The following is a 25,124-nucleotide window of genomic DNA, read 5'->3' on the forward strand; positions in this document are numbered from 1 at the left end:
GGACGGCCACCAGGACGCACTACGCGCGAGGCCTCGGGCGGTATCTATGCTTGGAGGGTGACATTCGATTCCGTCAGGGGACGGGCCAGCGAGGGTTGGGTGACCCACACCCCGTCCGTCGTCGACCGGCTTCGGGCCTGCGAAAACGGCCGGGTCCCCTTTTCAGTCGAGTTCTCGCCGCCCAGGGACGAGGCGGCCGAGGCGCGTTTGTGGCGTGCAGTCCGGGAATTCGAGCGTCTGGGTCCGGCTTTCGTTTCCATGACATACGGTGCGGGCGGGTCGACGCGCGATCGTACAGTCCGAATCACCGGGCAACTTGCCGAGGAGACGACTCTCCTTCCGGTTGCGCATCTGACGGCCGTAGCGCACAGCATCGACGAACTGCGCTCGATGGTGGGGGCGTACGCCGACCGCGGAATCAGCAATATCCTGGTCCTGCGCGGAGACCCACCCGGCGATCCACTCGGTGAATGGCAGAAGCACCCCGAGGGCCTGGAGTATGCAGAAGAACTCGTCAGGCTCGTGCGCGATCTCGGTGACTTCCACGTCGGGGTGGCGTCGTTCCCGGAGGGGCATTACCGGGCTCCCGATCTTGCACACGACACCCGATACCTGGTGTCGAAGTTGCGCGCTGGTGCCGAGTATTCGATAACCCAGATGTTCTTCGATGTCGACGACTACCTGCGTTTGCGGGATCGGGTTTCGGCCTACGACGCCGAGCAGGGTGAGAAGCCGATCATTCCCGAAATCATGCCGATCACGTCGCTGCGATCGGTCCGGCGAATGCTCGAACTGTCTGGGTCGCGTCTCCCGCCGGAACTGGAGGTTCGGCTAGACCGGGCCGCCGGCGACGGCCCCGAGGAGAACCGCGCCGCGGTGCGTGAGATCGGGATAGACCTGGCCACCGAAATGAGTGAACGACTCATCGCGGAGGGTGCTCCGGGCCTGCATTTCATCACCTTGAACTTTGCCCGCGCCACTAGTGAAGTGCTGGCACGTCTCGGTGACAAAGTGGGATTGGGCCACGCGTCGGTCAACTGAGCATCCGATCCTTCCACCGGGTTCGACCGCGGCGGTGGTTGCGGTGTGACGACACCGTCAACAGCGTTGCCGCGAGGACGGACAGTGGGTGTGTGGATGCGGTGGCCGCGTCGGCGACAGTGATCGGGTGGCCACGTTCGAGCGCCCGGGCACAGAGTCGGGAAGCCGTCGCCGCGAGGTACCCCACCGCGCCCCACCTGCGTGTGCGACCACGTCCGGCCGCCAGCGCAATCGGCGGCGCGACGTAAGCCAGCAGCGCCGTGCTCAGCACGGCGACCGCGCCGATACGGGAACCGAAGGCCGTCCACAGCCAGCGGTCGTAGCCACCACGCAGAGTGGTGGCGTCGACGTACATCCGGCATGACGCGGACCGGCCTGCGAGGGCGACTTCGGTCCTTCCGCCCCGGTGGCGGAGCAGGCGTGCGAGGTCGAGGTCTTCGGTGAGGCTGTCGGCCACGGCTCGGTGACCTCCGACTCGGCGGTACTCCGCGGAATCGAAGACGAGGAACTGCCCGCACGCCACCGCCATGGACGGTCGTCGCGACCGGTTGGCGACCCGGATGGGGAGTGTCGCTGCCCACGTCCACGCGAGCAGTGGTTGCACGAGGATTTCGGTGATCGACCGTGCATCTTGGAACGGCCACGGGCTGAGCAGGCCCGCGCGTGATTCGCGTAGTGCAGAACATGCCGCGTTCAGGGCTTGCGGGCCGAGTCTCACATCTGCGTCGAGGAATACGAGAACTCCGCTGTGGCCGCGCCCCTGCTCGGCGGCGTGTTCGGCTGCTCGATGACACGCGGCGGTCTTGCCCACCCAGCCGTCCGGGGGATCCTCGGTGCCCCGGACCACTGACACACGGGGATCTCCAGCACACGCCTCCTCTGCCGCCGCGGCCGTTCCATCTGTAGAAGCATCGTCGTAGACCAGCACGGACAGATCTTCGACACCACGTTGGCGGCGTAGGTCGGCGAGGAGGTCAGGTAGCCGGTCGCATTCATTTCGAGCCGGAACGCACACCGTGACGGGTTCGGTGGTCGGGCGGGGCTCAGCGGGTAACCGCGGGGCACGGCACAGATTCGTGGCGGCCGTGGCGAATCCGGCAACAGAGATCAGCGAACCGATTCGAACGGCCCGCCCGATCGGCGACAGGCTAGTTCCGCGCCCGATCGGCGACGAAATCATGCTTTCGAGCGGTGTTTGTTGTGGTGACCACCGACCACAGGTTCCTTGTTGCGGTTCATCCAGGCGAGGGCGGCGACGATCACGGCCACCCCAAGGGACACTCCGCCCACGATGCCGGCCCAACCCGCGAAACTGCGTGTGTTGGGATCCTGGTAGCGCACCTCGGCGCGGATGGTCGAGGTGTCGCCTGCGGGGAGTGTCCACGACACGATGGAATCGCCTTGGCGTGTTCCGTTCGTCGTCACCACCGCGGACGGAAAGGCGACAGTGAACTGCACGTCGGTGCCCTGAGCCGGTACAGAAGTGAGGTCGGCCCTCCCTTCGAGGGTCACGAGATCTCCGGTCCTGCGCAACGAAATCTGGAAACTGCCGCTCGCCTGGTCGGACATCGAGCCGAGTTGTTGTACGTCGCCGAAAGTGAGGTCACTGAAGAACGCTTGGGTGCCCACGTACCCGTCCTGCTTGTATTCCTGGACGCGGATCTTGGACGACAGTGCGGCGGGGGGCGTGAGTTGCGGGCCCTCGTCCTGATCGTTCTCGGGCACGGCGGCAGCCACGATTTGGCCGGACACCCTGTCGTCGGCCGACACTCCCATCGATACCTGAACGCGCAGGCAACCAGCCAGCAGGGGAACGAGCAGGAGGGTGAGGGCCGCGAGGGACAAACCCCGGCGCCTCGAGCGGCTGTGTGTGGGAATTGAGGGCGATTGCACAGTCGTATGGTGCCAGGGGCGCGCAACGGTGTCAGGCGTGAGGGTCCGTGGCGTACATCCGGTGTCGGCGTTTGCGCCGCAGCAGGGAGGCGAGCAGGGGAACTCCTAAGATTCCCATCACGATCCAGCCGTAGATGGCGGAGTACCTCAGTTCGGGGGCGTCCAGAAACACGGAGTGGGCGAGCGCGGAACCCAGCCATGTCCACAGGAACAAGGCGATCGGGACATAGTCACGGTTCTGGGCTGCTGCGCCGGCCTCGAGTTCGATCGGGGCCTTGATCCGATCGTCGAGTCGGTCGACAGTTACGGCCATCAGCACCGCGATCAGCATCCATCCGGCGTAGTTGGTCAGCGGAATGTGTTCAAGGCCGGGCAGGCCGGAATCGGTGACACACCAGGTCCACTGGCCGTCCGCGACCATCTGCGGGTCGAGATACAGGTCCCACCCGACGACGCCGATCGTCACCAAGATGATGCGGATCGGCCGCCGGAGCGGGCCCCGCGTAAGCAATGACGCCACGCACCACACGAGGTAGAAGCCGGCTGTCCACGCCAGGGGTACCACGAGGGGAACACCCGCGAGCGCTGGTCCCAGGCGGTCGACGGCGTAGTCGTAGCAGCCGTACGGGTACCCGGTGGCCGTGCCGAGAACCTCGGAGAACAGACCGATTCCAGCGGTCGCGACCATCAGCCCGGCAGCCCAACGCACTCCCCGGGTGGCGGCCGCGTGTGTAATACAAGCCGCAGCGAGAAGGACGACTACGACTACGGTGACCACGTCGCGTACACCGCCGTGAACCAGCGGATAGAGAATCTGCGCCCCGATCGCCGCCGCCGCGAGAAAAGCCGAGAGGCGGGCGCTCATCGCCTCGCCCACAGGCGTCGTAGACCGCGCCGATCATCTCGGAGTGCGATGTGCGCAGCACTCCGGCCACTCGCGCCCGATACGCCGCCACCGGGGTGTGTCGAGGCCCCTGTCAGATACAGGCGGTCGGCGCCGGGGACGCGATGCCCCGAGAGTTCGGGTAATGGACGCCACATCATCATCTGGTCCAGCGACATCTCTACGTGCATGACATTGCCACCTAGCAGGCCCATTTCCTCTTCGAGATCCTGCGGCGACTGCACGTGCCGATCGAGCACCGATGCGCTGAACCCGGGAGCAAGTGCATCGACTTCTGCGATGATCCGATCGGCCTCGGGCCCGGCCAGATCGCTCCACCGTCGACTACCACTGAGCCGGTACGGCTGCCATTGCGACCACAGGGTCACCTGATGCTCGCCGGCAGGTGCGATCGAGGGGTCGAGGCTGCTGAAGCTCATTCCCAGAACCGCAGGACGCGGGGGGAGTTCTCCGGCCAGGGCGGCGCCGTGAGCGAGTCGTAGGTGCGCGCGATCGGATACCAGCAGTTGAAGCCCGTGGGTGACTGAGGAATCGGGCGCACTCGAGTAGTCGGGGAGTGCGTCGGTGGCCAGTCGAACAGCCATCCCGATTCCTGGCCCGATGCGAATCCGGTGACGCCAGCGATCGATCGTCCGGCTGTCGTAACCGCCGCGTTCGAGCAGGTCCAGGGTGGTGAGTACGTGACAGCCCGCCACCACTACGCGAGATCGGATCTCGCGGCCCGAGGACGTCCGGGTCGTCCACACGTCGCCTTGACGAGTCAGAGCTGTGACCGAATCGCCGAGCGAGACCGTGCCTGCGTCCGAACGTAGCCGGGATGCGAGGGCAACGGTCAGGGCGCCGCTCCCGCCGACCGCTCGGCCTGGAGGAATGGTGTGCATGAGGGCGGCGAATCCGACCATGGGAGCGGTGCCGGGTTCGGACATCGGTGGGCCCGACTGGGCGCCGAACCAGGCGAGCGCTGCCTTGAGATGTTCGCTTTCGAAGTACTCGTCGAGCAGGGCGTCCCCTGAGCCGAGGAACTGTCGGGAGAGGTCGATGCCGCCGTCGGCGGCCTCGAGTCCCCAGAAGGAGGAGAGCAGCGCGGGTGCGGTGGGCGGCTTCGAGAACGCGCGCATGACGCGGGCACTGCGCGGACCCCATACTTCGACGAAACGGCGGTACGCGTCGGCGTCGGCGGTACCACAGGATTCTCGGATGGATTGGTACGTCGCGGCGAGGCTGCGGTGGAATACGATACCGGGCCTGTCCGAACCTACCGGTGCAGGCGCAAAGGCCCACGGATCGCAATCGAGGTATCTCAGGCCGTGTGCTCCCAAGTCGAGTTCCTCGACGATCCCGGTGTGGCGCACCATGATGTGCGCGGATGAACCGCGGTCGACCTTGTGTCCGGGAAATCGCTGCACCGTCGATACGGCTCCACCGAGAACGTCGTCGCGTTCGATCACTTCGACGGACCATCCGGATCGCGCCAAGTAACACGCCGACACCAGGGCGTTGTGTCCCGAACCCACTACCACCGCATCGATCATGGGGCAGACCTTCCCGTGGGAGAAATCACAGCGGAAGCTTTCGTCCGAGCACCGCGAAGGGGCGGTTGTCGCCGCCGAATCGAAAGTGCCGCAGGACATCTTCGAAGCCGAGGCGTCGATACAGGCGCCAGGCGCGGTTGTCCTCGTCCGTCACCTCAGGCGTGGAAAGCAGGACACCCTGCTCTGGTCTGCGTTCGAGAAGGCGCAGGAGCAACGTCTCGCCGAGTTGATGCCCCTGGGCGGACGGGTGCACGTGCAGTTCGGTGAGTTCGAAGTAGTTGCCGAGAAGTCCGTCGATCTTCTCGCGTCTCCACCCGGAGTGCCGCAACCCCGAGCGGACCTGCTGGTGCCACCACTGTCCGGGAGCGCCCCTGTACCCGTATGCGATCGCTACCAGTCGAGAGGAGCCGTCTTGGGCAGATCCGTCGCCGACCGGGACAAGCGCGGCGACTGCGCACCATCCCGGGCGCCGAAGATGCTCGCTCCACATGGGCGCTCGGTGGTATTCGGTGCCGTGGGGGTAGCCCATGGCGGCGACGTAGACCGACAGCGCCTCGTGAAGGCGGTCGCGGAACTCGGCAGCAGAGAGCTCGACTACAAGGGGGGTCTGGTCGGCATGCGTGTCTACCGGTCTCACCTTTCTCTTGGAGACGTGTCAGTGGGCACAGCTATATTGAATAGATCGAACTGATGTTCGATATGAGGGATCCGGTGATGTTCGAGGGAAGCGGGCATCACCGGACCCTCGCTCTACATACCCGACTATGCCCGGCGGGGTGGTTGCACCGGGGTTTGGAGGTGTTCGAAGTGTCGACTAGCGCGGTTTCGGGACCACCCTTCGGGGATTCCCGTCGAGCAGGAAGCGCACCGCCCCCGGCGTCCAGGCGAGGGTCGGTACTTCTCGGTCGCGCAGACGCGCTCCTGTCACAATCGGCGGGAGCGAGCTCGCCGGCGGACCGATTCCACAGCGCGTATCTGGCTGCGCTGCGAGGAGCGGCGGCGATATTGGCGACTGCCGAGGTGGGGTCATCCGGTACTCGAAGGGCGCGAACGCGTAACGCATGGGTTCTCCTTGCCGATGCCGCCCCGGATTTGGCGAACTGGGCAGAGTACTTTGCAGGCCATTCGGCTACGCGAGCCGCAATCGAAGCCGGTATGTCGCGCACCTTGACCGATTGGGAGGCCGACGAGTTCTTCTTGGATGTCGGGCGGTTTCTGCAGGCCGTAGAAGATCGAATCGGGTATGACATAGGTCTCGGTTTGCGGGCGTCCTAGCCGGGATCATCGAACAGAAGGCCCCGGCCAGGGTTGCCGCGGGCGTCGGCGCGCTCGTGCGATCGTGGGGTGCCGAACGGGGATCGCGTGGGAGTCCGTAAGATTGGTCGCGAACTCGTACTCAGAGTAGGTGGTACGGGAATCGAACAGCTCGTATTATTAGATCTAGGTAGCCGCCAGAAGACGGTTACCCACCACCTCGCACCGCGAGGTGGTGGCCAACATTCCAGTGCCGGGGGAGGGACCGTGCCACTCTCCGAGCACGAGCAGCGAATGCTCGATCAGATCGAGAGCGCTCTCTATGCCGAGGATCCCAAATTTGCCTCGACAGTGCGAGGTGGTCGCATACGTGCGGCATCGAGTCGTCGTCGATTGCAGGCGATCGCCCTGTTTGCGCTGGGGCTTGTCCTGCTCGTCGCCGGCGTCGCCCTACCGATCATCAGACCGGGCAACTTTCCGGTCGTCAGTCTGATCGGTTTCATTATCATGTTCGGTGCCGGAGTTCTGCTCCTCTGGGGTGGAGGGAAGAGCAAGTCCGGACAGGAATCGAAGGATGGTTCGTCCTCACAGGCCTCGACCACAAAACAAGGCCAGGCCGGTGGGTCCGATCGAGGTAAGCCCAGAGGTGGCCGCAAGAGTGGCGGATTCTCGTCACGAATGGAAGACCGCTTCAAAAAGAGATTCGACCAAGAGTAGTACTGTTCGCTCAGAGCATCGGCGGCACGACATATATATGTCGTGCCGCCGACGCTTTTGTGGAGTGTGTCGTGACAATTCGGCGTGGTAGCCGGTCTGCGAAATTCGGTTGGATCCATGAATCGGCCCGGTCGAGCGATTCCCCACAACCACCCACTCGGGTATTTTTCGCTGCCCCGTGGCGCCCGTGGCGCTCCTTGTTGTGGTGACACATGCTTGCGTGGCGGCCTCTCACCTGGGCTGTCGGTGATTCGACGTCATTTCACGCGGGTGAAGAGCTTGTGCAAAACGAAAATTGATCCGATATGTCAACGGCCGCGTCCCAATTTCCCCCACCTTCATTTATTCACTTGACCTGCATATATCGAGAAAATTGGAGGGCGACACTCGCATTTGTCCTTAATGGGTGGGGGAATGTGGGGTACTGTGGAGCGCAGCGGGGAGCAAGGTGAACCGTCCGGGGTGTGGTGTTCGACATGAACGCGGGGGAGGTGTCGAGTGTTTCTCGGTACTTACACGCCCAAGCTCGACGACAAAGGGCGGCTCACATTACCCGCGAAGTTCCGGGATGCACTGGCGGGAGGGTTGATGGTCACCAAGGGTCAGGATCACAGCCTGGCGGTGTATCCCCGGGAGGAGTTCACCGCTCTTGCGCGCAAGGCCGCAGCAGCGTCGAGAAGCGATCCGGAAGCGCGAGCTTTCGTTCGTGGACTGGCTGCCGGTACCGACGAGCAGTATGCAGATGCCCAGGGGCGCATCACCCTCTCGGCAGATCACCGTCGCTACGCAGGTCTCTCGAAGGACTGTGTAGTTGTCGGTTCGGTCGATTTCCTCGAAATCTGGGATGCGCAATCCTGGCAGACCTACGTCGAGGAGAACGAGGAGAGCTACTCACAGGCAACGGGAGTCGTGCTCGGCGAGATCGTCTGAGCCCGAGCAGGACCCACGAATGCCGCGAGGCCTCTGTCCGACGGAACCCTGACGCACTTCCCCAGCGCCAGGTGGCCTTCTCGGACAGGGACCCCGAGGCATTCGCTACGACAGCTGGCCGCAAGAGAAGTTCGATCGGTGAACCCCCGGGCACCGGACAGGTTCACCCGCACCACAGAATCAGGAGCCCGAGAAATGATGGTGGAACAGGAGGGAGCTAGTTCCTCGTCCGCCGATGACTTCGGTCATATCCCGGTCTTGCTTCACCGTGCCGTCGAACTCTTGGACCCAGCCCTCACAGTGAACGATCCCGAGGGCGGGGGAGCAACGATGATCGATGCCACCCTCGGTCTCGGTGGGCATGCCGAGCACTTCCTTCGGACCTATCCGCAGCTGAAATTGATCGCGCTCGACCGCGATCCGAATGCGCTCGAGATAGCTCGCGGCAGGCTCGCGTCGTATGTCGACCGAGTCACATTCGTACACACCCGCTACGACGGAATCGAGGATGCGCTCGTTCGCGCGGGACTTCCCGCGAAGGAGTCGGTTCAGGGGATCCTGTTCGATCTCGGTGTGTCGTCGATGCAGCTCGACGAGTCGGATCGCGGGTTCGCCTATTCGATCGACGCACCCTTGGACATGCGTATGGACCCGACCAGTGGGATCACCGCGGCGGAGGTGCTCAACACGTACGCCCGCGGCGACCTCACTCGGATCCTGAGTTCCTACGGTGAAGAGCGATTCGCGGGCAAGATCGCATCCGAGATCGTGCGGCAGCGTGCAAAAGAGCCATTCACCACCAGCGCGGCACTGGTCGAATTGCTGTATCGCACCATCCCCGCAGCGACCCGTCGTACGGGAGGGCATCCCGCCAAACGGACGTTCCAAGCTCTTCGGGTTGAGGTCAACAGTGAACTCGATTCACTACGCGCCGCGGTTCCGGCTGCCCTCGACGCATTGACCGTCGGGGGGCGCGTCGTGTTCATGTCGTATCAATCATTGGAAGACAGGGTCGTCAAGCAGGAAATTGCACCCAGGTCGAAGTCGAAGAGCCCCGAAGGGCTTCCTGTGGAACTACCTGGGATGGGTCCGGAGTTCCGCATCCTCACTCGAGGGGCGGAACGTGCTTCCGAACGAGAAGTTGAAGAAAACCCACGATCAGCCCCGGTGCGGTTGCGCGCTGCGGAGAGAATTGCCAGGAGGTCGGCGGCATGACGATTCAGGTGAGTTCCACTGAAACGCGGCCCGCGCGTGCGGATAAACGGTCAGGAGCCGCAGAGCGGGCATACGAGAAGCGAAGCCGGCGTGCATCCGCACACGGCAGCTCTGCAGTTGCCGCGTCGGGTCGGAACCGCACCGCGTTCGCCGCTCGCATCCCGTTCGTGGCGACGATCATCGGTCTGCTCGGTCTCGGCCTCGTCACGACCCTCTTGCTGACCACTCGTTCCGCTGAGGACTCGTATCAGCTCAGTGCCGCGCGTGCGCACAATCAGTTTCTCGCGCAGGAGAAGGCTGCGCTGCAACGTGACGTGGAGACAGCCAACTCCGCACCGAAACTGGCGGAGGAAGCAGCCAAGCTCGGCATGGTGCCTGCTAAGGATCCTGCACGCCTGGTCGTCCACGAGGACGGTAGCGTCGAGGTCGTCGGAACTCCCGCCCCGGCCTCCGGTTCTCCGGTGCCGCCGCTCGATGTGGTTGCACCGTCCACGAACGAGGGGGTCCTGGTCCCCGTCGCGCCGAGTCGTGATGCCGCCGCTTCATCACGGCCTGCTACCACCGAAACCGGTGGCGATACGGAAATGCAGGCTCGGGGTGAGCAACTCGTTCCGGTGATGCCGTCGTCCTCCACGCCGTCGACTGTGTCGCCCGGTGGTCACGGGTGAGCCGAACCGCCCCGAGAGGTCGGAACCGGCGCCCCAAGGGCACCGGTTCGGCGGCCTTTCCGTTCAGACAGCGGATCGGACGCATAGTGATGTTCGGAGCGCTCGGTGTTGCTGCGTTGCAGCTGTTGTGGATCCAGGTCGTCGACGCTCCGCGACTGTCAGCTGAGGCGGCGAATCAGCGCACCACCACTGAGGTGGATCCGGCGTTGCGTGGCTCGATCATGGACCGCAACGCCAATCCCATCGCGTTCACCATGGAAGCAAAGGCCCTGACCTTCCAGCCGAAACGTGTGCGCAACGATCTTGCTGAAGCAAAAGCCGACAGCGACAGCGCACCCGATGTGGATTCCCGGCTCGAGGCCATAGCGAAGGAGATTCACGACCAGCTCGGCAAGGCCGCGCCCGAGGAGGCCCTACTGGAGAAACTTCACAGCGACGAGACGTTCGTCTATCTCGTCCGCAGCGTCGATCCCGCGGTCGCCGCGCAGATCAACGACAAATTTCCGGAGGTCGGTCTCGAACGACAGGACGTCCGTGAGTATCCGGGTGGGTCTCTTGCGGCGAACATCATCGGTGCAACCGGCTGGGACGGTCACGGGTTGCTCGGTCTCGAGGACTCTCTCGATTCCACGCTCGCCGGCACAGACGGGTCCCGGACATACGACCGGGGGTCCGACGGGGCGGTGATCCCAGGTAGTTCGCGAGATGAGCAACCGGCTGTGGACGGATCGAGCGTTGAACTCACCATCGATTCCGACCTGCAGTACTACGTGCAGCAACAGGTGCAATCGGCCAAGGACTTGTCGGGCGCCCAGGACGCATCAGCGGTCGTTCTGGATGCCCGCACCGGCGAGGTCCTCGCAATGTCGAACGACGACACGTTCAACCCGGCCATCGGAGTCGGCAACAATCCACGATCCGTCCAGTTGGGCAACCTTCCGGTCAGCACTCCCTTCGAACCCGGTTCGGTCAACAAGATCGTCACGGCCGCCGCCGCGATCGAGTACGGGCTGACTACGCCGGAGGAGGTTCTCGAGGTCCCCGGCAGCATCCACATGGCAGGCGTGACGGTGAAGGACGCCTGGGCCCATGGTGTGGTCCCGTACACCACCACGGGTGTGTTCGGGAAGTCCTCGAATGTGGGTACCCTGATGCTGGCCCAGCGAGTGGGCGAAGACCGATACGCGCAGATGTTGTCGAGGTTCGGCCTGGGCCAACGCACTGACGTCGGACTTCCCGGCGAGAGCGCCGGCAGCGTACCGAGCCGAGACCAATGGTCGGGAGGTACATTCGCGAATCTTCCCATCGGTCAGGGCCTGTCGATGACCTTGTTGCAGATGACCGGCATGTACCAGGCCATTGCCAACGACGGAGTCCGTATTCCGCCGCGCATCATCAAGGCGACCATCGACCCGGACGGGAACCGAACGGACACCGAAAAGCCAGAGGAGGTGACCGTCGTCAGCCCCGAGACCGCGTTGACCGTGCGTGACATGTTCCGGGCCGTCACACAGAACGACACGGGGAACCAACGCGGAACCGGAGTGCAGGCAGCCGTCGACGGGTACCAGATCAGCGGTAAGACCGGAACCGCGCAGCAGGTCGACCCCGCGTGCAGATGCTATTCGAACTCGCGGTATTGGATCACTTTCGCTGGGATCGCTCCTTCCGACGACCCGCGGTACGTCGTCGGAATCATGCTCAACGCGCCGATACGCAGCACAGACGGTTCCGGCGGGCAGTCGGCTGCACCCCTGTTCCACAACATCGCGTCCTGGATGCTTCAGCGCGACAGCGTGCCGTTGTCCCCGGACCCTGGGCGCAGGCTGGTGTTGCAAGTCGATTGAACGAAGGTCGGCCGAATCCGGTTACCAGATCGGTCGCGGTAATCTGACACGTCGGCCGTTCAGTGAGCACAGCTTTTCGCGTGGGCACAGTGAGTTGCCGCATCGGCACTTCGCGCCGAACCGTGCACGGTGCAATTGTCAACAGTGAAATCGACATCCGAGAGGAGTCCGGTGCCCGTTCCGCCCCACCCGCAGTCGGCGTCATCGGAGGTAAAGGTCTCCGACAGTCTTCGCCCCGATCAGCCGGTCCGTAGCACGGTCGGCGCACTGGCTGCACTGACAGGCGCCCGAATAGAGGCAGCCGCCGGATCTGCGGATGTGATCGTGACCGGAGTGAGCCTGCGTGCTCAGTCGATCAGGGACGGCGACCTCTTCGCGGGCCTTCCCGGGGCGAGAACGCACGGGGCAGAGTTCGCGGCCGAGGCACTCGCACGCGGAGCGACCGCCATCCTCACCGACGCCGCCGGTTTCGAGCGCGTGTCAGAACTTGCGTCCAAGGTGCCGGTGCTGGTCCACGACGACCCGCGCGGGGTCCTGGGCGAATTGTCCGCCACCATCTACGGTCGGCCTTCCGAGAAGATGCAGGTGATCGGCATCACTGGAACGTCGGGCAAGACCACGACGTCGTATCTCCTCGAGTCTGCACTCATCGCGGCAGGGCGAACGACAGGCCTGGTCGGCACGATCGAGACCCGAATGAGTGGTCGCACGGTACCCAGCGCACTCACAACCCCTGAGGCCCCGCAACTCCACGCCCTGTTCGCGGTCATGCTGGAGCAGGGGGTCGATACCGTGGTCATGGAGGTTTCCAGTCACGCGCTGTCCCTCGGTCGTGTCGACGGAGTTCGCTTCGACGTGAGTGCCTTTACGAACCTCTCCCGCGACCACCTGGACTTTCACCGCGACTTCGAGGACTACTTCGCGGCCAAGTCCCGACTGTTCTCTGCCGATTCGCCGATGCGCGCGGAACGGGCCGTCATCTGCGTAGACGATGAATGGGGACAACGCATGGCCGATGTGGCGCGCGGAGCGCATTCGGTCGTGACGACGGTGTCCACGGCGGCGCAGGAAGCGTCGTGGACAGCAGGGCCCGCTACTGCCTCGGCATCGGGTACACAGACCTTCGGTCTCACCGCTGCCGATGGGACGAAGCTCGACGTGGTGCTCCGACTGCCTGGCCGATACAACGTTGCCAATGCATCTCTCGCCGTTGCCCTGTGCGCGGCACTGGGTATCGATCCGCGCCATGCCGTCGAGGGTGTCGCCTCCGTCGACGTGCCCGGCCGGGTGCAGCGGATCGATCGGGGACAAGACTTCCTTGCCGTTGTCGACTATGCGCACAAACCTGCTGCGCTCGAAGCGGTGATCGCGACATTGCGTGAACAGGTGCAGGGCCGGATCGCCATCGTCGTTGGTGCCGGCGGTGACCGGGACAAGGAGAAGCGGCCACAGATGGGTGCGGCGGCGGCAAGCGGCGCCGACCTCTTGGTGATAACCGACGACAATCCGCGCACCGAGGATTCGGCCACGATCAGGGCTGCGATCCGTGAGGGAGCCCTCTCGGTACCCGAATCCGAGCGGGGACAGATATGGGAAGTTGCCGACCGCGCGAAGGCAATCGCCGACGCCGTTGGTTGGGCGCAGGCAGGCGATGTGGTTCTGGTTGCGGGCAAGGGACACGAAATCGGTCAGGAGATTAACGGGGTGAAGTACCCATTTGACGACCGCGACGTACTGGGCGCCGCGATCGACCGAGTAGTCGGAGGAACGAGATGATTCCAATGACTCTCGCTAGGATCGCGCAGATCGTCGGCGGTGAATTGCACGACGTCGACGACCCGTGCACGGAGGTGACCGGGACAGTCGAATTCGATTCGCGCAAAGTCACCGCTGGGGGACTGTTCCTCGCCCTGCCCGGTGCTCGAGTCGACGGCCACGATCATGCTGCAGAGGCCGTCGAGGCGGGCGCGGTTGCGGTCCTGGCCGCCCGGCCCGTAGGTGTACCTGCCATCGTGGTCGCCGCGACGCCCAGCGATGTTCCCAGCCGCGCGATGGCGCTCGAGCACGATGCCGACGGATCGGGCGCAGCTGTGCTGGAGGCCCTCGCAGCACTCGCCAAGGCCTGCGTCGACGACCTCGTCGCGAGTGGGCTGACCGTCGTCGGAGTCACTGGATCTGCAGGAAAGACGTCCACCAAGGATCTGATCGCCGCTGTCCTGCGTCCGTTGGGTCCAGTGGTCGCGCCACCCGGATCGTTCAACAATGAGCTCGGACACCCTTGGACCGCGCTCAGGGCGGACACGGACACGAGGGCCCTCGTCCTCGAGATGTCGGCTCGCGGACTCGGGCACATAGCCGCCCTCGCGAACACTGCGGCTCCGAAGATCGGGGTGGTCCTCAACGTAGGAACGGCGCATCTCGGCGAGTTCGGTTCGCGAGATGCGATCGCCGTAGCCAAGGGCGAACTCGTAGAATCACTCCCCGCCGCCGCCGACGGTGGTGTCGCGATCCTGAACGCAGACGACCCGCTGGTGGCGGCGATGGCGTCGCGGACATCGGCACGGGTTGTGTTGGTCGGTCAATCGGAATTCGCGGACGTGCGGGCAACCGATATCTCCCTCGACGAGAAGGCCCGGGCCCGTTTCACTCTCACCACTGGGGCGGGCGAAATCGAGGTGTCGCTGGCCGTGCACGGTGAACATCAGATCGGCAATGCGCTCGCCGCGGCAGCGGTGGCGCTCGAATGTGGAGCCGATCTCGATCAGGTCGCGCGGGCGCTCGGCGGGGCCTCTGCGGTGTCGGCCCACCGGATGGATGTTCGCGACCGTCCAGACGGGGTCACGGTGGTGAACGATTCATACAACGCGAACCCCGACTCGATGCGGGCAGCCCTCAAAGCGCTGGTTTCGATGGCGAGGACTGATCGCAAGGCCGCGCGTCGGACCTGGGCTGTACTCGGAGAAATGGGCGAACTGGGTCCAGAATCAGTGGTCGAACACGATGCCATCGGCAGATTTGCTGTGCGTCTGGACGTGAGCCGACTGATCGTCGTCGGGACGGGACGACCGTCCCGCGCCATGCACCAAGGGGCGGTGATGGAAGGTTCATGGGGCGAAGAGTCGATCCTCGTCCCCGACATCGCCGGCGCTGTAGCCGTACTCGAAGAAGAATTGGAACCGGGTGATCTGGTGCTGGTCAAGGCGTCGAAATCCGTCGGGTTGTGGGAGGTCGCGGAGACGGTGCTGGACTCGAGCAACGGACCGAAGGGTTCGGAGGCCGTGCGGTGAGGCAGATTCTCTTCGCGGCGGGCATCGCGCTCGCAGTCTCGATCATGCTGACTCCCGTTCTCATCAAGGCGTTCTCCCGTCAAGGGTTCGGCCAGGAAATTCGGGTCGAAGGCCCGGCCAGTCACCACTCGAAACGCGGCACCCCGACGATGGGTGGCGTCGCCATTCTGGCTGGATTGTGGGCCGGCTACTGGGGTTCGCATCTGATCGGGATCGGCTTCAACGCGGACGGCCCGTCGGCATCTGCACTGCTGGTGCTGGGTCTGGCAACCGCCCTCGGTGGTGTCGGCTTCCTGGACGACTTCATCAAGATCCGCAAGCAGCGCAATCTGGGACTGAACAAGACGGCGAAGCTGATCGGTCAGTTGGTCGCCGCCGTGGCGTTCGGCATCCTGGCCCTGCAGTTCCGCGGAGCGAACGACCTCACACCCGGTAGCACCCACCTGTCGTACGTTCGCGACATCGCGACAGTGTCGTTGGGTTCAATCGTGTTTGTCGCCTTCTGCTATCTGCTGGTCAGTGCCTGGTCGAACGCTGTCAATCTCACCGACGGACTGGACGGCCTTGCCGCCGGTTCGATGAGCCTCGTGCTCGGGACATACGTGATCATCACGTTCTGGCAGTACCGCAACGCGTGTGTGACGAGTCCGGTAGCAGGCTGCTACGACGTCCGGGATCCACTCGATCTCGCGCTGATCTCTGCGGCAGCTGCCGGTGCGTGCATCGGGTTCTTGTGGTGGAACGCTGCGCCGGCCAAGATCTTCATGGGCGACACCGGATCCCTCGCTCTCGGCGGTCTTCTCGCGGGCCTGTCGATCACGACTCGCACCGAACTTCTCATGGTCGTGATCGGTGCGCTGTTCGTCGCCGAGGCGGCATCGGTGGTGGTCCAGGTCGCGGTTTTCCGGTCCAGCCGAAGACGGGTTTTCCGGATGGCTCCCTTCCACCATCACTTCGAACTGGCGGGGTGGGCGGAAACCACGGTGATCATCCGTTTCTGGCTGCTGGCAGCAATAGCATCGGCGATCGGGCTTGCGTTGTTCTACAGCGAGTACCTGGCAGCGGTCGGAGGCTGACGCCGTGTCGGAGGAACGACGAGGGCTCGACTGGCTGCGTGGTCGTAGTGTCTTGGTGGCGGGTGCGGGCATCTCGGGCAGGGCCACTATCGAGCCCCTCGAGGACCTCGGCGCCCTCGTCACGGTCACCGACTCGGATGCCTCCGCCCTCGCCGCGTTGGCACGTCTCGGCACCCCGACCATCCTGATCGACGAGTTGCTCGCTGATCCGATCCGCATCGCTGGATTCGCGCTGGTCGTGGCAAGCCCAGGGTTCAGGCCGGACGCTCCTGTGCTGGCTGCAGCTGCGGGGGAGTCCGTACCGGTGTGGGGCGACATCGAACTCGCCTGGCGCGTAGATCAATCCGGGCTGTACGGACGACCTCGACGGTGGCTGGTCGTCACCGGGACCAACGGCAAGACCACCACGACCTCCATGCTTCACTCCATCCTCGAGGCGGCAGGGCGACCGAGCCTGGCCTGCGGCAACATCGGACTTCCCGTGCTCGACGCACTGAGGGAGACTTCGCCCCGGCCGGAGGTGCTGGCGGTCGAGCTGTCCTCGTTTCAGTTGTATTGGGCTCCTTCCGTTCGTCCGGCGGCGGGCGTGATCCTCAACATCGCGGAGGACCACCTCGACTGGCACGGGGGGATGCAGGCGTACATCGACGCGAAGTCACGCGCGCTGTCCGGGGAAGTGGCGGTGCTCGGCCTGGATGACGCCGTGGCGTCGTCGCTCTTCTCTTCGTCACCGGCCCCTCGGACTCTGGGCTTCCGTCTGGGTGTGCCTGCACCGGGCGAGCTGGGCATCGAAGGCGGCTATCTCGTCGACCGAGCGTTCGCCGACGGCGAGCGGTTGGCTCCGGCGCAAGGAGTCACCCCGTCCGGACCTGCCGGTCTGATGGACGCCCTCGCAGCCGCATCGCTTGCGAGGGCGGTCGATGTCACGTCGGATGCCATCACGCAGGGGCTCGCCACCCACGTGGTGGGACCGCACCGGGCGGCCCCCGTCGGCGTCGTGCGCGGTGTGACCTTCGTGGACGATTCCAAAGCCACCAACCCGCACGCGGCGCGGTCGTCGATACTCGCTCACGAGCGGGTGGTCTGGATAGCAGGCGGACTACTCAAGGGTGCACGGGTCGACGATCTCGTCGAGGAAGTGGCCGGACGTCTTGTCGGAGCCGTTCTACTGGGACAAGATACGCAGGAGTTCGCACAGTCCCTGTCGCGACACGCCCCCGAGGTACCCGTCGTCTGTGTCGAAACGGGAGACGATGAAACAGTGATTCCAGTTCCGCAGACCGCGGCGATCCGGGTGGTGCTCCCCTCGGATACCGATGTCGATGCCCTGATGGGTGTCGTCGTCCGTGAGGCTGCGGCGCTGGCGAGAACGGGCGACGCCGTCGTTCTGGCGCCTGCTGCCGCGTCCCTGGACATGTTCGACAACTACGGCCACCGGGGGTGTAGCTTCACGGACGCCGTTCGTGGACTCGGCGAATCGGACATTTCCAGGAAACTACGATGACTTCCGCCGGATCGCGGACCCGTCGCCCTACCGACAGACCTCGGCCCGCTGCTCGTACGGCCGCGGCGACGGGAGTGACCCGTCGAGCACCCTCCGCTCCGCAGACGCGTAAGCCGCAGCCACGGGCACCGCGAACTCGGATCGGGACCTGGCTGTCTCGGCCGCTGGCCTCGTTCCACCTGGTGGTAACCATCGCCGTTCTGCTGACGGTGCTCGGCCTTGTGATGGTGTTGTCGTCGTCGAGCGTGGAAGCGTACGCCTCGGACGGTTCGGCCTACACCCTGTTCACCCGTCAGGTGATTTTCGCGGGCGTGGGTTTCGCCCTCTTCTTCGCGGCGCTGTGGCTCCCGATCCGGATGGTGCGCAGACTGTCGTTTCTGGCGTTCGTGGGAACGGTCATTCTCCTCGTGCTGGTGCTGATCCCCGGCATCGGCACGAAATCCCAGGGTTCGCGTGGTTGGTTCACCATCGCGGGATTCGGGTTGCAGCCCTCCGAAATCGCGAAGATCGCACTGGCCGTCTGGGGTGCGCACCTTCTGGCGTCGCGGCGTACCGACATCCCGAGTGTCCGGGGCATGCTCGTTCCGCTCGTTCCGTCCGCGCTGGTTGTCCTGGTGCTGGTCCTTCTGCAACCCGATCTCGGAACGGCGGTCTCGCTGGCCGTCATCGTTCTGGCGTTGCTGTGGTTGGCGGGACTACCGCTCAAGTTGTTCGTCGCGATAGTCGGCACCGGTTTCGTCGGTACCGTGATCTTGGCGCTGACCGCAGGCTACCGTTCGGCGCGGATGCGCGAGTTCTTCAATCCGGGTTCCGACCCCCAGGGCATCGGCTATCAGTCGAGACAGGCGATGTACTCGCTCGCCGATGGCGGGATACTGGGGCGTGGTCTGGGCCAGAGTCGCGCGAAGTGGAGTTACCTGCCGAATGCTCACAACGACTTCATCTTCGCGATCATCGGTGAGGAACTCGGATACGTCGGGGGCGCAGCGGTGCTCGGGCTGTTCGGCTTGTTCGTCTACACCGGACTCCGTATCGCTGTGCGGTCGGTAGATCCCTTCCTTCGGCTGCTCGTCGGTACGGCCACCATATGGATCACAGGCCAGGCGTTCATCAACGTGGGTTACGTGATCGGGTTGCTGCCGGTCACCGGACTGCAGTTGCCGTTGATCTCGGCGGGCGGGACTTCGACGGCTACGACCTTGTTCATGTTCGGCCTCGTAGCCAATGCAGCGCGCCACGAACCGGAGGCAGTCGCGGCGCTGAACTCGGGCCAGGACGGCTGGTTCTGGCGGCGCCTGGTCCGAAAGCCGGATGCGTACTCGCCGGTGCGTGCACAGGCGGCGCGGGCCGAGGCGGTACGGCGTGCAGAAGCCGACCGGCGCGCCAGTCGTGAGGCTGCTGCCCGGACTCGCAGCGTTTCTTACGAGAATGGCCGGCCCGCACGCGGCGGCAAGGGCGGTAGACCGGAACGCGGTGTACGCCAAAAGCGAAGCTCGGGTAGCCGAGCAGGAGAGCGAGGATTTCGTAGGTGAGCGGCGACAAGTCGAACCTGTCGGTGGTTGTGGCCGGTGGTGGTACCGCAGGGCATATCGAACCCGCTCTGGCAGTGGCGGACGCGATCAAGGCGATCGACGACGACGTGACGGTGACAGCAATCGGCACGGCGCGTGGACTCGAAACCACCCTTGTTCCAGCGCGTGGTTACCCGTTGGAACTCGTTCCTCCGGTTCCGCTGCCGCGCAAGATCTCCCTCGATCTGCTGCGGCTTCCGGGTCGACTCCGAGAGTCGGTCCGGCGCACGCGTGAGGTGCTCGACAAGACGGAAGCCGATGTGATCGTCGGCTTCGGAGGTTATGTCTCGGTGCCTGCATACCTGGCTGCCGGCCGGGGGTTGCTTCGACGTAGGCGTCGGATTCCGATCGTGGTCCACGAGGCGAACGCGAGCGCCGGAATCGCGAACAAGATCGGTGCGCGTCGTGCCGCACGTGTTCTCGCCGCGGTCGGTGGGTCCGGTGTCGCGGCGCGAGGTCGCTCGGAAGCCGAGATCCTCGGTATCCCTGTGCGGGCGGCGATCACCGGTCTGGACCGAAAAGCGCTGCGGGCGCAGGCACGGGAATACTTCGGACTCCCATCGGAGGGGCCGGTCCTTCTGGTCTTCGGTGGGTCTCAGGGCGCGCGGTCGCTCAACGACGCGATCTCGGGTGCGGCCGGATCACTCGCGGAGGCCGGTGTGTCGGTCCTACATGCTCATGGGCCGAAGAACACCCTCGACGTTCCAGTTCCCGCGACGGTTGGTGCGCCTCCTTACATAGCGGTTCCGTACCTGTCGCGGATGGACCTCGCCTATTCGGCTGCCGACGTCGCAATATGCCGCTCCGGCGCGATGACCGTCGCAGAGGTGTCGGCTGTAGGCCTGCCTGCTGTGTATGTGCCGCTGCCGCACGGCAACGGTGAGCAGGAACTGAACGCGCAACCGGTCGTCGCGGCCGGAGGTGGCATGATCGTGGCAGATGGAGACCTGTCCTCAGGATTCGTCGCGGAGACCGTTATCCCTCTGTTGCGCGACCCCGCGCGACTCGAGGACATGGGTCGCCGTGCGGCTGGAGCGGGTCACCGCAGCGCAGCCGCCGACGTTGCGCGGATCGTGCTCGACGTGGCCGCGCTGACAAGGGGAACCCGATGACAGATTTGCCCGCGGAGTTGGAACGCGTCCACATGGTGGGGATCGGTGGGGCCGGAATGTCCGGAATCGCACGTATCCTGCTGGCACGGGGAGGACAGGTATCCGGATCCGACGCCAAGGAGAGCCGTGGCGTCCTGGCCCTGCGTGCTCGTGGCGCGCAGGTTCGGATCGGCCATTCGGCCAGCTCCCTCGATCTTCTGCCGGGAGGCCCGACGGTGGTTGTCACCACGCAGGGCGCGATCCCCAAGGACAACCCGGAGCTGGTGGAGGCGGCGCGGCGTGGAATACCGGTGACCTTGCGGCCCAAGGTCCTCGCTTCTTTGATGCGGGGGCACCGCACGCTACTGGTGTCGGGTACGCACGGCAAGACCTCGACGACGTCGATGGTGGTGGTGGCATTGCAGCACTGCGTGTTCGATCCGTCGTTCGCCGTCGGCGGTGAACTGAACGAGGCGGGTACCAACGCTCATCACGGCAGCGGCGACGTGTTCGTGGCCGAAGCCGACGAGAGCGATGGTTCTCTGCTCCAGTACGACCCCGATGTCGCCATCGTGACGAACATCGAGGCCGACCATCTCGACCACTTCGGTACCCCGGAGGCATACACCCAGGTATTCGACGACTTCGCTGCCCGACTCTCACCCGGTGGCCTGCTCATTGCCTGTCTCGACGATCCCGGATCCGCGGCGCTTGCGCAGCGGATGAACAAGCGACTGGCGGAGGTGCGGGTGCTCGGGTACGGCAGCGCCGAGAACTCGGATGGCGCGTTCGAGCCAGTAGACGGCGTCGAGGTGGGTGCGCGCCTGCTCAGCTTCGAAGCCAGAGACGTCGGCGGAGTCCTGCAGTTCCAGTTGGCAGGAGAAACTGCGCCGAGGACCGTCCGGATGGGGGTGCCGGGCCGGCACATGGCACTCAACGCCCTCGCCGCTGTACTCGCCGCACGCGAAGCCGGCGCAGACATAGACGAAATCCTCGAAGGCATTGCCGGATTCGGGGGAGTGCACCGCCGGTTCCAGTTCACGGGGCGCGAACACGGGATCCGTGTGTTCGACGACTACGCCCATCACCCGACGGAGGTGCGCGCCGTACTCGGTGCCGCGGCCGATCTGGTTCGCCAACCCCATGAGGCCGACCGTTCCGAAAACGACGCCTCAGTGCGCAGAGGCAAGGTCGTCGTTGTCTTTCAGCCCCACCTGTACTCTCGCACGGCAACGTTTGCAGAAGAGTTCGGCAACGCACTCGACCTGGCAGACGAGGTAGTCGTCCTCGACGTCTACGGGGCCAGAGAAGAACCGCTCCCGGGTGTCAGCGGCGCGCTGGTAGCGCAGGCAGTGTCCAAGCCGGTGCACTATCAACCGGACCTGTCGCAAGTGCCTCGCCAGGTAGCGGCTCTCGCATCGCCTGGGGACGTCGTGATCACCATGGGTGCAGGTGACGTGACGATGCTCGGGAACCAGATCCTCGATGCCCTGCGCGCGGGCCAGCGCCAAGACTCGCTGCGATGACGCGCGAGCGGCGTGGTCGGTCCGAGCGGCCTGGTCGCCCTGGCCGCCGATCCGCCGAGCGCAATCGGCGCCAGGCGCGTACGACCGGCGCCAGCGGTACGGCTGCGAAGCGTACGACATCGCGTAGACGGACCTCGGCGGCGGCCGATTCCGGCGGGGGGCGCACGCGCGAATCGGCCTCGGCGCCAAGGAGGTCGACTGCAGCCGACAAGCCACACAGGCCGTGGTACCGCCGACCGGTAGTGATGGGCTCCATCGGTGTCTTCGTGGTTGTATCGCTTGGCGCCGTCATCTTCTTCACGCCGCTGCTTTCGGTGCGTGAGGTCGACGTGACGGGTACGACGTCGATACCCGAGGAACAGATTCGCTCGACCTTGGCCATCCCACACGGGCAGCCGTTGTTGCGTGTCGACACCGAGTCGGCCGCGCAACGCGTCGCCGATATTCCGAGAGTGGAATCTGTGCGGGTGCAACGTGTGTATCCGTTCTCGATCAGGGTCACTGTGACCGATCGGATCCCCGTTGTGTTCATCGACACCCCGGACGGGACTCACCTCCTCGACCGGGACGCAATCGACTACGAGATCGCGCCACCGCCACCCGGTGTTCCGCGACTGGTAACGGAGAACCCCGGTTGGGGTGACCCAGCGACGGAGGCCGCGCTGGACGTACTGGAGTCGATGCCGCCGCAACTGAGAGGTCAGGTGGGGCAGATTGCCGCGAACTCGATTTCGGACGTTGTGGTGACCCTGCACGACGGCCGAGTCGTGATGTGGGGCAGCACAGAGAACTCCGCGCGCAAGGGCGCCGTCACTCTGGCCCTACTGACCCAGGCCGGACAGGCGTACGACGTGTCGAGTCCCGATCTGCCAACGGTACGATGAGAGCGCGGGACTCGGATGCGAAACCGGACGGGGTTCGTCAAATAACTTGGCGTGCCTCGGCGCGCCTAATGGCGTATCACCAAACCGGTGCATAGCGTTTCGCTTTAGTCGAGCACTTGACATAGACGTAACCCTATGGTTTAGGTCGAGAGTTTGTCTCGGCTGATGTGTTGTACGAAAGCGCGATTCACACTCACGGAAGGCGAGAGCCGATGACGCCCCCGCACAACTACCTCGCCGTAATCAAGGTCGTCGGCATCGGCGGCGGCGGCGTGAACGCGGTCAACCGGATGATCGACCAGGGACTCAAGGGAGTTGAGTTCATTGCCGTCAACACCGATGCACAAGCGCTGCTGATGAGCGACGCCGACGTCAAGCTCGACGTAGGTCGAGAACTTACCCGGGGACTCGGCGCCGGCGCGGACCCCGAAGTCGGTCGTAAGGCCGCCGAAGATCACAAGGATGAGATCGAGGAAGTCCTCAAGGGCGCCGACATGGTGTTCGTGACCGCAGGAGAGGGCGGCGGTACGGGAACCGGCGGCGCGCCGGTCGTAGCGAGCATCGCGCGCAAGCTCGGGGCACTGACGGTCGGCGTCGTGACGCGCCCGTTCTCGTTCGAAGGCAAGCGGCGGGGAAGCCAGGCCGACACGGGGATTCAGTCCCTGCGGGAGTCCTGCGACACGCTCATCGTCATCCCGAACGACCGCCTGTTGCAGCTCGGCGACGCCGCGGTCAGTCTGATGGACGCCTTCATCAGCGCTGATGAGGTTCTACTCAACGGGGTTCAGGGCATCACCGACCTGATCACGACTCCAGGCCTGATCAATGTCGACTTCGCCGACGTCAAGGGCGTCATGTCGGGGGCAGGCAGTGCATTGATGGGAATTGGGTCCTCACGCGGCGAGGGTCGGGCGATCAAGGCTGCGGAAGCGGCGATCAACTCACCGCTGCTCGAGGCGTCGATGGAGGGTGCGCGCGGCGTGCTGCTGTCGATTGCCGGTGGAAGCGACCTGGGTCTGTTCGAGATCAACGAGGCCGCGTCGCTGGTGCAGGAAGCTGCCCACATCGACGCCAACATCATCTTCGGCACCGTCATCGACGATTCGCTGGGTGACGAGGTGCGTGTCACCGTCATCGCTGCCGGATTCGACGGGGGCACTCCGACTCGTCGTCCCGTCGAGTCAGGCGCGGCAAGTCGTACCGCGATCGGTGCTGCCCGGGCGGGCGATGTCGGGTCGGCCGAGTTGCAGAGCGAATCGGTCTCCGTGGCACGCGAAACGATTGCGGCTCCGCGCCGGAGTTCGGACAGTCTGCCGCCACTTGCAGGCAGGAGCGCGCCTCGTACGCCCGAGTTCGAAGAGGAAAGCGAAGACGATATCAACGTGCCAGATTTCATGCGTTGAGTTCGCGGCCAACTCCACAGTTCCGGGTTCGGAGGGTCGTAACCTCCCGAGAGGGAGGCGCTTCCGTTGCGCCCTACGATTCGTTCAACCTCGGTGATCACGTCGGAGACGACCCTGTGGCCGTGGAAGCGAATCGACGTCGGCTGGCCGAGCGGATCGGTCTCGATCGCGACCATCTGATCTGGATGGAGCAGATTCACGGGCGCAACGTGAGTGTGGTCGACGGACCTAGGGACACGGCCGTGCCCGCTACGGACGCCCTGGTGACGAAGGTTCCGGGACTCGCGCTGACAGTTCTGAGTGCCGACTGCGTCCCGGTGCTGTTGTCCGACGACGAGGCAGGCGTGATCGCTGCCGTTCATGCGGGCCGAGTCGGCGCCCGCATCGGCATCGTTCCTCGGGTTCTCGACGCCATGGTGGCTTTGGGTGCGCGGACAGACAGAATTGGCGGTTTTCTGGGACCGGCAGCGAGCGGTCGCCGGTACGAGGTTCCCGCCGCGATGCAGGCCGATGTCGAGAAGGTGCTCCCCGGTAGCGCTACTCGCACGACCAAGGGAACGCCCGGGCTCGATTTGCGGGCCGGCATTCGCCGGCAACTTCTGGATGCAGGCATCTCGGGGGTCGCGGAGGATCCGCGGTGCACCATCGAGGACCGAACATTGTTCAGTCACCGAAGGGAGGCGACGACGGGTCGGCTCGCGGCGGTGATCTGGATGGATACTGGGTAGACAGGCGTGTGATCGGTGTCGGCGACGATGAGAAACTTCGGTGTAGGAGTGGA

At 64.7% G+C, this 25,124-nt stretch carries 22 protein-coding genes; 17 read left to right on the plus strand and 5 right to left on the minus strand.

The features are described from left to right. Window positions 1-99 precede the first annotated feature (99 nt). Window positions 100-1,041, plus strand: a complete 942-nt coding sequence (gene metF, locus AB0I57_RS19150; protein WP_358339066.1) for a methylenetetrahydrofolate reductase [NAD(P)H] — start codon at window positions 100-102, stop codon at window positions 1,039-1,041. On the opposite strand, the gene AB0I57_RS19155 is transcribed toward metF, so the two are convergent. The 5 genes from AB0I57_RS19155 to AB0I57_RS19175 all read right to left on the minus strand — a co-directional run bounded on the left by AB0I57_RS19155 (window position 1,034) and on the right by AB0I57_RS19175 (window position 6,007). After that, the gene (locus tag AB0I57_RS19155; protein WP_358338833.1) at window positions 1,034-2,221 is read right to left on the minus strand and encodes a glycosyltransferase family 2 protein; all 1,188 of its coding nucleotides are present in this window, start codon (window positions 2,219-2,221) and stop codon (window positions 1,034-1,036) included. The genes metF and AB0I57_RS19155 overlap by 8 nt on opposite strands. Continuing rightward, window positions 2,218-2,886 carry a DUF3153 domain-containing protein gene (locus tag AB0I57_RS19160; RefSeq protein ID WP_358338836.1) on the minus strand — a complete coding sequence of 223 codons (669 nt, stop codon included), beginning with the start codon at window positions 2,884-2,886 and terminating at the stop codon, window positions 2,218-2,220. Before AB0I57_RS19160 ends, AB0I57_RS19155 begins: the two co-directional genes overlap by 4 nt. Before the next feature lie 79 nt (window positions 2,887-2,965). Then, window positions 2,966-3,799 (minus strand): carotenoid biosynthesis protein, encoded by an 834-nt coding sequence (locus AB0I57_RS19165; RefSeq protein WP_358338839.1) that lies wholly within the window; start codon window positions 3,797-3,799, stop codon window positions 2,966-2,968. Further along, entirely contained in the window at window positions 3,796-5,370 is a 1,575-nt protein-coding gene (locus tag AB0I57_RS19170; RefSeq protein WP_358338842.1) for an NAD(P)/FAD-dependent oxidoreductase, read from the minus strand. The genes AB0I57_RS19165 and AB0I57_RS19170 overlap by 4 nt, the downstream gene beginning before the upstream one ends. Before the next feature lie 25 nt (window positions 5,371-5,395). Next, window positions 5,396-6,007 (minus strand): GNAT family N-acetyltransferase, encoded by a 612-nt coding sequence (locus AB0I57_RS19175; protein ID WP_358338844.1) that lies wholly within the window; start codon window positions 6,005-6,007, stop codon window positions 5,396-5,398. A 77-nt stretch (window positions 6,008-6,084) separates the two neighbouring features. On the opposite strand from AB0I57_RS19175, the gene AB0I57_RS19180 reads away from it, so the two are divergent. The 16 genes from AB0I57_RS19180 to pgeF all read left to right on the plus strand — a co-directional run bounded on the left by AB0I57_RS19180 (window position 6,085) and on the right by pgeF (window position 25,071). Beyond that, entirely contained in the window at window positions 6,085-6,645 is a 561-nt protein-coding gene (locus tag AB0I57_RS19180) for an SAV_6107 family HEPN domain-containing protein (protein ID WP_358338847.1), read from the plus strand. Window positions 6,646-6,891: 246 nt separating this feature from the next. Next, window positions 6,892-7,341 (plus strand): DUF3040 domain-containing protein, encoded by a 450-nt coding sequence (locus tag AB0I57_RS19185; protein ID WP_358338850.1) that lies wholly within the window; start codon window positions 6,892-6,894, stop codon window positions 7,339-7,341. 498 nt (window positions 7,342-7,839) lie between these two features. Further along, window positions 7,840-8,271 carry a division/cell wall cluster transcriptional repressor MraZ gene (gene mraZ, locus AB0I57_RS19190; RefSeq protein ID WP_358338852.1) on the plus strand — a complete coding sequence of 144 codons (432 nt, stop codon included), beginning with the start codon at window positions 7,840-7,842 and terminating at the stop codon, window positions 8,269-8,271. A 198-nt stretch (window positions 8,272-8,469) separates the two neighbouring features. After that, window positions 8,470-9,486, plus strand: coding sequence for a 16S rRNA (cytosine(1402)-N(4))-methyltransferase RsmH (gene rsmH, locus AB0I57_RS19195; protein WP_358339069.1), 1,017 nt, complete (start codon window positions 8,470-8,472; stop codon window positions 9,484-9,486). Next, the gene (locus AB0I57_RS19200; protein WP_358338855.1) at window positions 9,483-10,154 is read left to right on the plus strand and encodes a hypothetical protein; all 672 of its coding nucleotides are present in this window, start codon (window positions 9,483-9,485) and stop codon (window positions 10,152-10,154) included. Before rsmH ends, AB0I57_RS19200 begins: the two co-directional genes overlap by 4 nt. Then, on the plus strand, window positions 10,151-12,001 hold the full coding sequence (locus AB0I57_RS19205; protein WP_358338858.1) for a penicillin-binding protein 2: 1,851 nt from the start codon (window positions 10,151-10,153) through the stop codon (window positions 11,999-12,001). The genes AB0I57_RS19200 and AB0I57_RS19205 overlap by 4 nt, the downstream gene beginning before the upstream one ends. Window positions 12,002-12,172: 171 nt before the next feature. Continuing rightward, window positions 12,173-13,777: a UDP-N-acetylmuramoyl-L-alanyl-D-glutamate--2,6-diaminopimelate ligase gene (locus AB0I57_RS19210; RefSeq protein WP_358338861.1), complete on the plus strand. Its 1,605-nt coding sequence runs from the start codon at window positions 12,173-12,175 to the stop codon at window positions 13,775-13,777. Continuing rightward, window positions 13,774-15,288, plus strand: coding sequence for a UDP-N-acetylmuramoyl-tripeptide--D-alanyl-D-alanine ligase (murF, locus tag AB0I57_RS19215; RefSeq protein WP_358338864.1), 1,515 nt, complete (start codon window positions 13,774-13,776; stop codon window positions 15,286-15,288). The genes AB0I57_RS19210 and murF overlap by 4 nt, the downstream gene beginning before the upstream one ends. After that, window positions 15,285-16,364 carry a phospho-N-acetylmuramoyl-pentapeptide-transferase gene (mraY, locus tag AB0I57_RS19220; protein WP_358338867.1) on the plus strand — a complete coding sequence of 360 codons (1,080 nt, stop codon included), beginning with the start codon at window positions 15,285-15,287 and terminating at the stop codon, window positions 16,362-16,364. The genes murF and mraY overlap by 4 nt, the downstream gene beginning before the upstream one ends. A gap of 4 nt (window positions 16,365-16,368) precedes the next feature. Continuing rightward, window positions 16,369-17,868: a UDP-N-acetylmuramoyl-L-alanine--D-glutamate ligase gene (gene murD / locus AB0I57_RS19225; RefSeq protein WP_358338870.1), complete on the plus strand. Its 1,500-nt coding sequence runs from the start codon at window positions 16,369-16,371 to the stop codon at window positions 17,866-17,868. Beyond that, on the plus strand, window positions 17,865-19,400 hold the full coding sequence (gene ftsW, locus AB0I57_RS19230) for a putative lipid II flippase FtsW (protein WP_358338872.1): 1,536 nt from the start codon (window positions 17,865-17,867) through the stop codon (window positions 19,398-19,400). The genes murD and ftsW overlap by 4 nt, the downstream gene beginning before the upstream one ends. Further along, entirely contained in the window at window positions 19,397-20,551 is a 1,155-nt protein-coding gene (gene murG / locus AB0I57_RS19235; protein WP_358338875.1) for an undecaprenyldiphospho-muramoylpentapeptide beta-N-acetylglucosaminyltransferase, read from the plus strand. The genes ftsW and murG overlap by 4 nt, the downstream gene beginning before the upstream one ends. Further along, window positions 20,548-22,056, plus strand: a complete 1,509-nt coding sequence (gene murC, locus AB0I57_RS19240; protein ID WP_358338878.1) for a UDP-N-acetylmuramate--L-alanine ligase — start codon at window positions 20,548-20,550, stop codon at window positions 22,054-22,056. The genes murG and murC overlap by 4 nt, the downstream gene beginning before the upstream one ends. Window positions 22,057-22,301: 245 nt before the next feature. Beyond that, a complete protein-coding gene (locus AB0I57_RS19245) occupies window positions 22,302-22,940 on the plus strand; it encodes an FtsQ-type POTRA domain-containing protein (protein ID WP_358338881.1) in 639 nt (212 codons plus the stop codon). A 212-nt stretch (window positions 22,941-23,152) separates the two neighbouring features. Beyond that, entirely contained in the window at window positions 23,153-24,343 is a 1,191-nt protein-coding gene (gene ftsZ, locus AB0I57_RS19250) for a cell division protein FtsZ (protein WP_358338884.1), read from the plus strand. Beyond that, complete coding sequence (gene pgeF / locus AB0I57_RS19255; RefSeq protein WP_358338887.1) at window positions 24,340-25,071, plus strand: peptidoglycan editing factor PgeF; 732 nt, start codon at window positions 24,340-24,342, stop codon at window positions 25,069-25,071. The genes ftsZ and pgeF overlap by 4 nt, the downstream gene beginning before the upstream one ends. Window positions 25,072-25,124 lie beyond the last annotated feature (53 nt).

Source organism: Rhodococcus sp. NPDC049939 (genome assembly GCF_040656415.1).
In the GTDB taxonomy this organism is placed as follows: domain Bacteria; phylum Actinomycetota; class Actinomycetes; order Mycobacteriales; family Mycobacteriaceae; genus Rhodococcus_F.

Excerpts from the sequence above, each read along its gene's own strand:
- AB0I57_RS19155 (WP_358338833.1), bottom strand. The coding sequence starts at position 2,221 with ATGATTTCGTCGCCGATCGGGCGCGGAACTAGCCTGTCGCCGATCGGG.
- AB0I57_RS19165 (WP_358338839.1), bottom strand. The coding sequence starts at position 3,799 with ATGAGCGCCCGCCTCTCGGCTTTTCTCGCGGCGGCGGCGATCGGGGCG.
- AB0I57_RS19170 (WP_358338842.1), bottom strand. The coding sequence starts at position 5,370 with ATGATCGATGCGGTGGTAGTGGGTTCGGGACACAACGCCCTGGTGTCG.
- AB0I57_RS19180 (WP_358338847.1), top strand. The coding sequence starts at position 6,085 with ATGTTCGAGGGAAGCGGGCATCACCGGACCCTCGCTCTACATACCCGA.
- rsmH (WP_358339069.1), top strand. The coding sequence starts at position 8,470 with ATGGTGGAACAGGAGGGAGCTAGTTCCTCGTCCGCCGATGACTTCGGT.
- AB0I57_RS19200 (WP_358338855.1), top strand. The coding sequence starts at position 9,483 with ATGACGATTCAGGTGAGTTCCACTGAAACGCGGCCCGCGCGTGCGGAT.
- murF (WP_358338864.1), top strand. The coding sequence starts at position 13,774 with ATGATTCCAATGACTCTCGCTAGGATCGCGCAGATCGTCGGCGGTGAA.
- ftsW (WP_358338872.1), top strand. The coding sequence starts at position 17,865 with ATGACTTCCGCCGGATCGCGGACCCGTCGCCCTACCGACAGACCTCGG.
- murC (WP_358338878.1), top strand. The coding sequence starts at position 20,548 with ATGACAGATTTGCCCGCGGAGTTGGAACGCGTCCACATGGTGGGGATC.
- AB0I57_RS19245 (WP_358338881.1), top strand. The coding sequence starts at position 22,302 with ATGGGCTCCATCGGTGTCTTCGTGGTTGTATCGCTTGGCGCCGTCATC.
- ftsZ (WP_358338884.1), top strand. The coding sequence starts at position 23,153 with ATGACGCCCCCGCACAACTACCTCGCCGTAATCAAGGTCGTCGGCATC.